This window comes from Photorhabdus africana, from assembly GCF_035181445.1.
In the GTDB taxonomy this organism is placed as follows: Bacteria; Pseudomonadota; Gammaproteobacteria; order Enterobacterales; family Enterobacteriaceae; genus Photorhabdus; species Photorhabdus laumondii.
The window spans coordinates 43,002-53,641 of the sequence record NZ_JAXBVE010000033.1 but is presented as its reverse complement, the minus strand read 5'-3'; the positions used below and the strand labels follow the sequence as shown (position 1 = coordinate 53,641).

Below are 10,640 nucleotides of genomic sequence, written 5' to 3'. Positions count from 1 at the left end.
CATCGAATGCGCCCCGCTGCCCACATAAACCGAACCCTCCGGCAACTGATACCAGAGATAATCCTCAATCGAAAAAACCTGCCCAAGATTAGCCAGCAACTGATAGCCGGTACCATGATGAATAAAATGCGGGATAGGTGTCTCCGTATAAGGGGCATCCGGCAATGTGAAGGTCAGTCCGCTGTGCTCCTGCAACCAGTCCACAATCTGGCTCAGTGTTGGATGCTGAAATGAACACGGCCATAATCGATCAAACACACCAACCAGTTCACGCACAAAAAGACGCTGATAACCGTTTTGAGCTGGCTGTGAGCGTGCCACATAACCCGTAAACCAGCGCAACACTAAATCAGTGTAACCGACATCCAGCCGCACCAGTTTTCCGGTGTAGTCCGTTGTCGTCTCCGCCGTGATAAAGCCACGACCACAGGATGCCAGTGCCAACATAATATTGGCGTCAACCAGGTGAATTTCATCACCGGAAAGATAGAGCCGGTTAATCGGTGTCATTATTTAGCCGGTCCTATTTTGTCATTGATGGGCTTCAGGACTTTGCTTTCAAACCAGCTTAATTTTTCCGGCGCTTCTTTTGCGGCGGCTGCCCCCTGACCTGTTTGCTTTCTGGCCTGAATATTATCGGCAGCGCGGGCATCACGTTTCTCAGCAACGGATAAATGTTCACGTAAAGTAAATGTGACCTGCCATGCCTGTTTACCGAGAGAAAAGGTTAAATGGGAATGCTAACAAATTAAAACCTGTCACTCCTAGTACCGTTAATAATGAATTAGCATATTTCCGTGCAATGTTTAATGAGTTATACAGGCTCGGAGAATGGAACAAAGAGAATCCATTGAAAAACATCAGAGCGTTCAATACTGATGAAACGGAAATGGCTTTCTTATCAAATCAACAAATTATTACACTGCTGGATTTCTGCGCACAAAGCACAGCAAAAGATTTGTTGATTATCGTCAAAATTGCTCTATCTACAGGTGCAAGATGGTCTGAAGCTGCGGGATTAACTGGCTCACAAATCACGCCTTATAAGATAACGTTCACTCAGACTAAAGGGAAACGTAATCGTACCGTTCCGATAACTGAGGAGCTATACGATGAGATACCAAAGAGGAAAGGGAAATTGTTCAGCTCCTGCTATTCAGCTTTCCGTAGGGCTGTCAAACGAGCCGGTATAGAGTTACCATCTCACCAATCGTCCCATGTAATGCGCCATACATTCGCATCACATTTTATGATGAGCGGAGGCAATATCATTGTCCTGCAAAAAATACTGGGGCATACCGATATCAAAATGACAATGCGATACGCACATTTTGCACCTGACCATCTGAATGATGCCTTGATATACAACCCGTTATCACAGTTAAAAAATGGCGACAAGGTGGCGGCAGAGAACTTAAAACCTCAGCGTTCATCAGCACTTGCCGTTTCATAATTCATTGATAAATATGTATTTAATTGATTTTATTATGGTATTCACAGGATTAGAATTACTTTATCAACCAGAAGCTGCCGGTGAGCTCCACCGTTAATTCAGCCAGCCCATTTGATCCGGGCTGACTAAAGTAATCGGAAATGAGTATCTCTTATTGACCAGCGATACTCATTTCCGGCAGTAAGACTGAACCACACTGGATATTACTACGCGTTTCAATATCATTCCCAATAGTGACCATATTGGCCCACATATCCTTTAGATTGCCTGCAATAGTAATCTCGCTGACAGGATACTGAATCTCACCATTTTCTACCCAAAAACCAGCGGCACCACGGGAATAGTCGCCGGTGACTGCACTGACTCCCTGCCCCATCAGTTCAGTGACCACTAACCCAGTTCCCATCTGACGCAGTAAACCTGCAAAATCTTGACCTTGCCCTGCAATGCACCAGTTATGAATCCCTCCTGCATGGCCGGTACTTGCCATGCCTAGCTTACGGGCAGAATAACTCGTCAGAAGCCAAGTCTGTAATATACCCTCCTTGATAATATCCCGATTGCTGGTAGAAACACCTTCACTATCAAATGGAGAAGATGCCAGCCCCGCCAGCAAGTGTGGCCGCTCTTCAATTGTCAGCCATGATGGCAGGATTTGTTTGCCCAGATGATCAAGCAGGAAAGAGGATTTCCGGTAAATACTGCTACCACTGATAGCACCAACCAAATGACCAAAAAGGCCCGTTGCAACCTCCGCAGCAAACAACACCGGGGCTTTCATAGTCGGTAATTTACGTGGCGACAAACGAGATAATGCACGACGAGCACACTCCTGCCCAACCCATTCTGGCGATTTTAAATCTTCAAAACGACGATTAATGGTATACGCATAGTCCCGCTCCATATCGCCATCAAGTTCAGCAATCACACAACTCGACATTGAATGACGGCTGGAGCAATAACTTTGCAACATACCGTGGCTGTTACCAAACACTCTGATACCATAATGGCTGTTAAAACTGCCACCTTCTGTATTGGTAATACGTTTATCTGCCTGTAATGCAGTTTGTTCCGCACGAGCAGCCAGTTCAATTGCTTTATCAGCATCCAACTCTGTTGGATGGAACAAGTCAAGATCTGGCGCTTCAAATGCCAGTAACGCTTTGTCTGCTGGGCCAGCACATGGGTCCTGAGAGGTATAACGAGCGATATCAACCGCAGCCTGAACAGTGCGAGCAATAGCATCCGGGCTTAAATCTGTTGATGATGCACTACCTTTACGTTGCTGATGGTATACGGTAATCCCCAACGCACCATCACTGTTGAATTCTACATTTTCTATTTCACCAAAGCGGGTGCTGACACTAATACCCGTTGTTTTATTAACCGCAACCTCCGCAGCATCACAACCCGCTTTTGCCAGCTCTAGTGCCTGTGAAACTGCATTTTCCAGTTGTTTGCGTTGTTGCGCAATTTGATCCGTGATTTTCATTAATTACCCGTAATTTGATGAATAAAGGGAAAATCTGTCGGAAAAACAGAATCGTTTTATCCACATAGTCAATGTCGAGTGGTAATCCGACGTTTTTCCCAGTTACAATACACAATATTAGGATGTTAACACCCACCGGGCTACAGGTCATGCACCAAAAATCAACCTGCCAGCTCCGGCCTTTTTAAAAGGAAAACCACTATGGCAAAGCAGCCTGAAGATTGGCTCAATGATTATCCTACCGAAGAGGAAGAAGAAGAGATAATTTGGGTCAGTAAAAGCGAAATTAAACGTGATGCCGAAGCATTGAAAAAGCTGGGTACAGAATTGGTTGAGCTCAGCAAAAGTGCGCTTGAACGCGTTCCGTTAGATGAGGATCTGCTGGCCGCCATTGAACTTGCACAGAAGATAAAACGGGAGGGACGCCGTCGCCAATTACAATTTATTGGTAAACTGCTGCGTACCCGGGATGTCGAGCCAATTACCATCGCACTTGATAAACTGAAAAATCGTCATAATCAGCAAATCACTCTATTCCATAAACTGGAAGAATTACGTGATAAATTGATTGATGGCAATGACGATGTTATTGATGAGGTTGTGGCGTTATTCCCACAAACCGACCGCCAGCAATTGCGTACTTTGATCCGCAACGCCAAAAAAGAAAAGGCGGCAAATAAGCCACCTAAATCTTATCGTCAGATTTTCCAGTATCTTAAAGATATGGCTGAATCCGCTTAACGACCTAAAACCCGGAAGGTTCTAATTTCTGTTAGGGGAAAATATTAAAACTAAGTTCCCCTTCCAGTTCTTCTTCTGCTTCTTCAAACAAAAGCACTAACGAGGAGAAATCGCGTTCTTTCTGCTGCGTAAAATGGATGAAATTGACCTCTACAGGTAACTCAATTCCGCCTGTCACAACATCCCACAGAGCATCCAAATTACTACCAAACTCGTCTCCTAACTCAAATTGTTCAGAAAACTGCTGATAGAACATTTTCAGATCAGGGATACGGTCAAAATCAAACTCCACTTTATGCATAGAATTACTCCATTAAGGTAAAACTTCTGTAATGATCCAACGTCAGATAAATCAGACCATCAGATGAATAAAGCAATCTGTCACTCCCTCGGTGCCCACAACGGTAGTTAACATCTGCTTCAAACCACTGACGTTTCGGTTTCATTGGTAGCTTCTTTTCACGATTAGTAAATTTGTCACCACCAATTGCTCTACCCGGCAGAACCTGACATAAATTTCCCTGTTTTGCATTCCAACCAAGATCGCGGGCCTGCTTCTTAGTAATATAAATATCGGGCAATTTATTATTCTGTCGTAAGTAAGCCACCACATTATTCTGTTCAGTTAGCCCTTCAATCCGTTGTATTGCTGGGGTACTCCTACCTGTTTCTGACTCCTGCAACAGTGTCTTATCAACACCTTTAGCAAAAGTACCACAAGTCACAGCCAAAACAGTCAGTAACACGCCTGCTAGCCAAGTTTTCTTCATGACTATCCTTATAATGATCTATCTCGGATAAACAGCCAAAAATCAAGCTGTTCCTCCAACGGTCAAGTTGTCCAGTTTCAAAGTAGGCTGACCAACACCAACAGGTACGCTCTGGCCCTCTTTGCCACAAACCCCGACACCTTTATCTAGATCAAGATCGTTTCCTACCATAGAGATCTGCTGCATAGCCTCAATACCGGAACCGATAAGAGTTGCACCTTTCACTGGTTTGGTAATTTTACCGTTCTCAATCAGATAAGCCTCCGATGTCGAAAACACGAATTTACCGGAAGTGATATCCACTTGACCACCACCAAAATTTGGCGCATATAAACCATTTTCTACACTACTTATAATCTCTTCTGGCGTGGAATGACCCGCCAGCAAATAGGTATTAGTCATACGAGGCATTGGCAAATGGGCATAAGATTCACGGCGACCATTGCCAGTCGGCGCGACACCCATCAGACGTGCATTCATTTTGTCCTGCATGTAACCTTTCAGAATGCCATTTTCAATCAATACATTGTATTGTCCAGGAACGCCTTCATCATCAATTGCCAATGACCCACGGCGACCTTTTATCGTGCCATCATCAACCACAGTACAGAGTTCTGATGCGACCTTCTCACCAATCTGACCAGAAAACACCGAAGTACCACGGCGGTTAAAATCACCTTCCAACCCATGACCAACAGCTTCATGCAGCAATACTCCCGGCCAACCAGCCCCTAGAACAACCGGCATAGTACCAGCAGGTGCAGCAACAGCGGAAAGATTCACCAGTGCCATACGAACAGCTTCACGGGCAAATTGTTCTGCACGGATCTGACCACTAGCCACTTCCAGAAAATATTCATAACCGTAACGGCCACCACCACCGCTGGTGCCGTGTTCACGTTTGCCGTTATCTTCCACCAGTACCGTGACAGATAAGCGAACGAGAGGACGAATATCAGCAGCCAAGGTCCCATCGGTTGCCGCAACCAACACCCGTTCATAGATCCCTGTCAGGCTAGCATTGACTTCCTGTACTCTCGGATCTTCAGCACGAGCCACCTGATCCACACGCTGCAATAATGCGATCTTTTCTTCACGGGAAAAACTTTGCAGCGGATCAATTGCTGCATAAAGCTGAGAATAGGTCACTTCGCCAAAGGTATGAACTTTACCATTCCCGTTTTCATGGACGATGCTACGGGCAGCCTGTGCACTTTGTTGCAGCGCATTCAACGTGATCTGGTCTGCGTAAGCAAAACCCGTTTTTTCACCACTGATTGCCCTAACGCCAACCCCCTGATCAATATTATAGGAACCATCCTTAATAATCCGATCTTCCAACACCCAAGATTCATGGTAACTGGACTGAAAATAGAGATCGGCATAATCCAGTCGACGTTCAGCCAGTTGACCGAGTACTGAAAACAGATCTTGATGGCTTAATTTATTTGCAGCCAGTAAGTGTTCACTGACAGAAGTTAAACTCATAATTGCTACTCTTTAATTTGCGGTATTTTTTCAATCAAGGAAGTCAACTGCGGCCGGAAGCGGTTATGTTTCACCACTTTCATCTGCTCACGCATAATCTTCAAGCTATCTGCCCTGACATTCAGTTGTAGTGCACTGACTGCATCGGGATTTTTCTTAATCACTTTCCCCCAGCCATCCACTGCCATTGAGTGACCCCACGTCTGACGGGTTCCATGTACACCAACCTGAGCCGGCGCTAACAGAATACACTGGTTCTCAATAGCGCGAGCCCGTAACAGTGGCTCCCAGTGTGCTTTTCCTGTTAAGCGGGTAAATGCCGCAGGAACAGATATCAACTCAGCGCCTTGCTCACGTAGCGCCTGAAATAACCCTGGGAAGCGCAGATCATAACATATGGTCATTCCGAGACGACCAACAGGTGTATCTACAACGGTAATATGTTCCCCACGCTGGAAAACAGATGATTCATTATATGATCCATGTTCATCATTAATATTGACATCAAACATATGGATTTTGTCGTAACGTGCACAAATCTTACCCTGATCATCAAACAACAGACTACTACTGGTAAGTCGTTCAGGATCTTCACGACTGATAAGCGGCATAGAACCGATTAATAACCAAACACCATAACGGCGAGCAATCTCACTGACAGCTTGCTGCAAAGGCCCATGCCCTTGCTGTTCCGCATGCCTACGATAGCTATCAGCATTAGCAAACAACAATGCATTTTCCGGGGTCATGACAAACTTGATAGTATCCGGCAACTGCTTAATTTGTTGTTCAATTTGCGCCAAATTATGTTTGATATTCTCACCGCTACATAACTGCAAGAGTGCAACATTAACGTTTCTCATGTTCCTCTATTCTCCTTAAGCTGACGCAGAACTTCATCAATTTTCGGTTGTTCAAGATTACCAGTAATCCGGTAACGAATAACGGATATCTTATTCCATAACGGCCCCAAAACCTTGGTCGCTGCGAATAATGCAGCACCTGCCATCGGATTGATGACAAAAGCCGTTGCTACCCCCACAGTAGCAGAAATTTCCGGCGTGACGACGGCTTCTATATTGATCTGTTGGCGAACAAGATCGATCTCACCTTTCGTTATCACATCCGCAATCAATCCATCGACCCGCAAGTTTTCAGTCTTGAGTATCCCATTTTTTACTGAAACATCACCACGAATTGAATCAAATTCAAAATCCTGGCTAAAGGTATCGCTGAAATCGAGCTGTAATTTACGTAACAAAGCATCAAAACTGACTAATTTCAGTAATTGGCTAGCACTTCCCCCACCCAATTTTTCAATAGCACCTTTGCCTAAGTCACTCTTAAGATTGCCATTCAGCGTCTGGAAATTGGGTTTCCACGGTGTATCCCACCAATTAAAATCAAAACGGAAGGTAAACGGTGAATTAACAATCGGCACAACTATACCAAGGTAAGATGCCATCTCATCAAACTTTTCACCAGAAAATTGCCCCATAATATGAGTATTATTCCCTACAGCCCCTTCTTGCCAACGACCTGCCAAATTTAATTTACTGACACTGTTTTCTACTATTCCATCGCTTAATACCAGCGAATTACCTTCTGGAATCAGGGAGCCAGACACCTTCCCAAGCTTCAATCCCATAATCCAACATTCAGAACAGATGATGTCTAATGAAGGCCATTGGTTCAACGAATAACGCAGAGTTGTACCTGTCTGAGATTGCTTAGATAAATCTGATTCAGCTTGTTGAGCGCTATATTGCAGCGGGCTATAGTAAAGATGGCTCAAATTCACTTGCCAAGGTCCACTATTACGGATATTAAGTTTACCGTTGATTTCCCGACTATTAGCCGTGATCTGCGTTCCCCAAGGCTGTTTTTCCACATCCAACGATAACTGATTCCAACGTTGTCCCCCCGCATCCAGTGATGGAAGTGATATATGCAGATGCTGTGGCAACATTGATATACCTGCCAATGAAGAACCAGAAGTCAGAGGCGCAATCAGCCCTAACCACTCTTCCCCCTCGACTGCCGGAAGATTCAATTCCAATAGGGATTTTTCAGGCAAATTCGGAATTTTATCGCTGCTTTGTAAAATTCCACGTGACAGTTGAGTGCTTTTCCCTGCCAGACGCCATTGAGTATTAAATGCATACTGTTTATCCAAAGTGCCTTTTACTTGCAACTGCTCCATATCACCATCAGCTAGAATATGAAGAGCACGCGGTTCATCCGCTTTCAGGGCAGATAAATAACTATCCACTTGTGATAAATCAACATCGATTTTCATATCATATTGAGGCTTGCCCTGAAACGGCAAACTGACACCGACCTTCCCTTCCCAATCAACAGAGCCAGAAAACGCTTTAGCAATCGCCGGTGAAAATTTAGATAATTTTGCCACAGCCCAACGCGCATTTAGACCAACATTGACTCGAAAGTTTTTGGGTAAATTCTCGGTAGAAAAATCAACCGTAACAGGCTGCCCAAGCCATTGGGCCGATAATTTGCTGCTTTGTAAGTTACCATTATTAAAGCGAAACCGGCCACTCACATTTTTCATTTCGCTGTTTAGAGGCTTAATCAACAAGTGATTATTTTTTAAAGTCACCTCACCACTGGCATCCACATTGCCACCATTGAGTGGAATATCCAAATGCAAATTACCCGCAATCTGACCACCAACCTGCAATATATCCAGCGTTTCACCAACAGAATTTGCTAACGGGCTACGGGTAAAATATTCATGAATATCTTTGCCATCTCCCAGAAGATCAGCGTCGATTAATAATTTCTTGCTACGATAATTAGGAATTACTGCTGACAGATTACTTGCTTTCACTTTACCCAATGCCGTTTGCGGAGCAAGCATCCATAGACCGTTATTTTGGAAATTAAGATCCATATTGAGATCCAGCAATGCCGGCCAGTTTGGTTGGTACTGGAAAGTCGCATGACGCAATGGAGCAAAAACTTGAAACTGACCATTATTCTTTGCAAATGGGAAATCTTTTGGATTGCCTTGAAAAACAAAAGTCGCGTTTTCTATCTGCCCTTTAATAATTGAAGCTGTCAGATAGTCAGTCAGAGGTGCCCCCATCAAAGCTTCTGGAAAATATCGCCAGGCATCACCTGCATCATAAACCCGCACTCCCGCCAGAATACTTAGCGCCGGAGGCTGTTCTTTAGGCTGTTGATAACGAAAATCACCATTGACCCACAATGATTCCGCCTGCAAATCCAATCCTTGACTCCAAAGTTGTAAACCTCGCTCACCTTGCCGCCAGAGTATTTCGCCATGACTTTGGGATATCTCAAACGGTGCCAGGAACATATCTCGATAATCAACGACACTATCCTTCAATGCAAAACTCAATTTGCCTTGCCGCAAGCTGCCATTGAGAGAACCAGAGAAATTATCAATAGAAGGCAATTCCTGCCAACGCTGCCAACTAACATTCTGCCATTGCATACTGATTCGGGAATCATCTGCCATTTTGGGTGTAATATCGAGGGCAAGATACTTTACCAATCCTTGTGGCTGACGATGCTGCCAATCCTTCACAAGATCAGACGTCAAAAAAGAAAAAGTCGGTAAAATGCTACTTAGCCGTTCAAGTTGAACGTTTTTTGCCCGGATACGCCAATGATCATGGCCATCAGCTCTCTTGGCTTCCGGCAGATAGAGCACTGATACTTTTCCTGACGGCCATTGCTGACCATCAGTGATCAAATTTGCCAGCTCAGGTGCATCAAACAGCCAACCACCATCTTGGCGACGCATCCGTAACATCAGATCACTGACAGAAAGATTATGGAATTTGTTAGCAACTTTCCAATTAGCTTTTCCCTGACGGAGTTGCAGTTGACCACCATCAATCCGACCATCTTTCAGCATAATCCAACTAGACAAACTAAACTCAGCATCCTTCAACCCAGTATTATCCTGCAACCAATGGCTTAACCACGGGTGAATATCAACATTATCTGCCTGTAAATAAATAGTACCGTTATCCAATACGCCATTAGTGTCATGCAAATCAAATTTAACTTGTATATCACCATGCTGATTATTGATCGAAGAGAGACTAATTTTCCCTTGAGCTCGGTGACGATTATCTTTATTCAGCCAGGTTAATTGTGGTAACAGAAGATCAGCGCGTTCACCCGAGGGAGTAAGGAAAGTAAAACGGCTATCTTGCAGATTAAAATGATCAAACTGCGCCAGAAACAGATCAGAAAATAGATCCGATTGGGAAAACATATTACCGCTTTGATCATTAAACAGCGGTTGATAGTAATCTACTTGTAACTGATAAAAAGTAAGATCGCGGAAACTCCAACGCATTCTTAGTAAAGATAACCAGATATCCAATGCAACCGTGATCTTTTTGGCTTTCACATCTGCATTTGCGGTTTTTACACTGATATCACGTAATTCAAAAACAGGCCCGAAAGATTCCCATTCTCCCGCAATATATCCAGCATCAATAGGTACACCAATAATTGACTCAATTTTAGCGAATAATTGTGGGCGGTAATCATTAATATGTGGCAGTAGAAAACGTAATCCACTAACAAGCAAAGCCACAATGATAATGACTATTGCGGCTGTCGCTAATAATACTCCCGGCAGTCGCCTCACACGAATCTCCTTGGTTACCAATACTGTTATGTCAGCAAATCA

Annotated in this window: 7 protein-coding genes and 3 pseudogenes; 2 read left to right on the top strand and 8 right to left on the bottom strand. The window is 44.2% G+C overall.

Going from position 1 to position 10,640, the window contains the following annotated elements:
- Together SLS51_RS17305 and SLS51_RS17300 are read right to left on the bottom strand one after the other, a co-directional pair.
- Window positions 1–510: pseudogene (locus tag SLS51_RS17305) on the bottom strand (hypothetical protein); the annotation flags it as partial.
- Window positions 510–716, bottom strand: a pseudogene (locus SLS51_RS17300) (baseplate complex protein); the annotation flags it as partial. The pseudogenes SLS51_RS17305 and SLS51_RS17300, both read right to left, overlap by 1 nt.
- Here SLS51_RS17300 and SLS51_RS17295 point away from each other — a divergent pair.
- Window positions 713–1,453 (top strand): annotated as a pseudogene (locus SLS51_RS17295) (phage integrase); the annotation flags it as partial. The pseudogenes SLS51_RS17300 and SLS51_RS17295 overlap by 4 nt on opposite strands.
- A gap of 151 nt (window positions 1,454–1,604) precedes the next feature.
- Here the strand turns inward: SLS51_RS17295 and pmbA are convergent.
- Window positions 1,605–2,945 (bottom strand): metalloprotease PmbA, encoded by a 1,341-nt coding sequence (pmbA, locus tag SLS51_RS17290; RefSeq protein ID WP_323839886.1) that lies wholly within the window; start codon window positions 2,943–2,945, stop codon window positions 1,605–1,607.
- A gap of 201 nt (window positions 2,946–3,146) precedes the next feature.
- On the opposite strand from pmbA, the gene yjgA reads away from it, so the two are divergent.
- Window positions 3,147–3,686, top strand: coding sequence for a ribosome biogenesis factor YjgA (yjgA, locus tag SLS51_RS17285; protein ID WP_323839885.1), 540 nt, complete (start codon window positions 3,147–3,149; stop codon window positions 3,684–3,686).
- Between the two features lie 31 nt (window positions 3,687–3,717).
- On the opposite strand, the gene SLS51_RS17280 is transcribed toward yjgA, so the two are convergent.
- Genes SLS51_RS17280 through yhdP form a run of 5 tightly spaced genes read right to left on the bottom strand, consistent with a single transcriptional unit; the run spans window position 3,718 to window position 10,598 of the window.
- Window positions 3,718–3,987 (bottom strand): barstar family protein, encoded by a 270-nt coding sequence (locus SLS51_RS17280; RefSeq protein WP_011148185.1) that lies wholly within the window; start codon window positions 3,985–3,987, stop codon window positions 3,718–3,720.
- A 4-nt stretch (window positions 3,988–3,991) separates the two neighbouring features.
- Window positions 3,992–4,456 carry a ribonuclease domain-containing protein gene (locus SLS51_RS17275; protein WP_323839884.1) on the bottom strand — a complete coding sequence of 155 codons (465 nt, stop codon included), beginning with the start codon at window positions 4,454–4,456 and terminating at the stop codon, window positions 3,992–3,994.
- A gap of 42 nt (window positions 4,457–4,498) precedes the next feature.
- Window positions 4,499–5,944 carry a metalloprotease TldD gene (gene tldD, locus SLS51_RS17270; protein WP_113025857.1) on the bottom strand — a complete coding sequence of 482 codons (1,446 nt, stop codon included), beginning with the start codon at window positions 5,942–5,944 and terminating at the stop codon, window positions 4,499–4,501.
- Between the two features lie 5 nt (window positions 5,945–5,949).
- Complete coding sequence (nit1, locus tag SLS51_RS17265) at window positions 5,950–6,807, bottom strand: deaminated glutathione amidase (protein ID WP_323839883.1); 858 nt, start codon at window positions 6,805–6,807, stop codon at window positions 5,950–5,952.
- Complete coding sequence (yhdP, locus tag SLS51_RS17260) at window positions 6,804–10,598, bottom strand: AsmA2 domain-containing protein YhdP (protein ID WP_323839882.1); 3,795 nt, start codon at window positions 10,596–10,598, stop codon at window positions 6,804–6,806. Before yhdP ends, nit1 begins: the two co-directional genes overlap by 4 nt.
- Window positions 10,599–10,640: the final 42 nt, after the last annotated feature.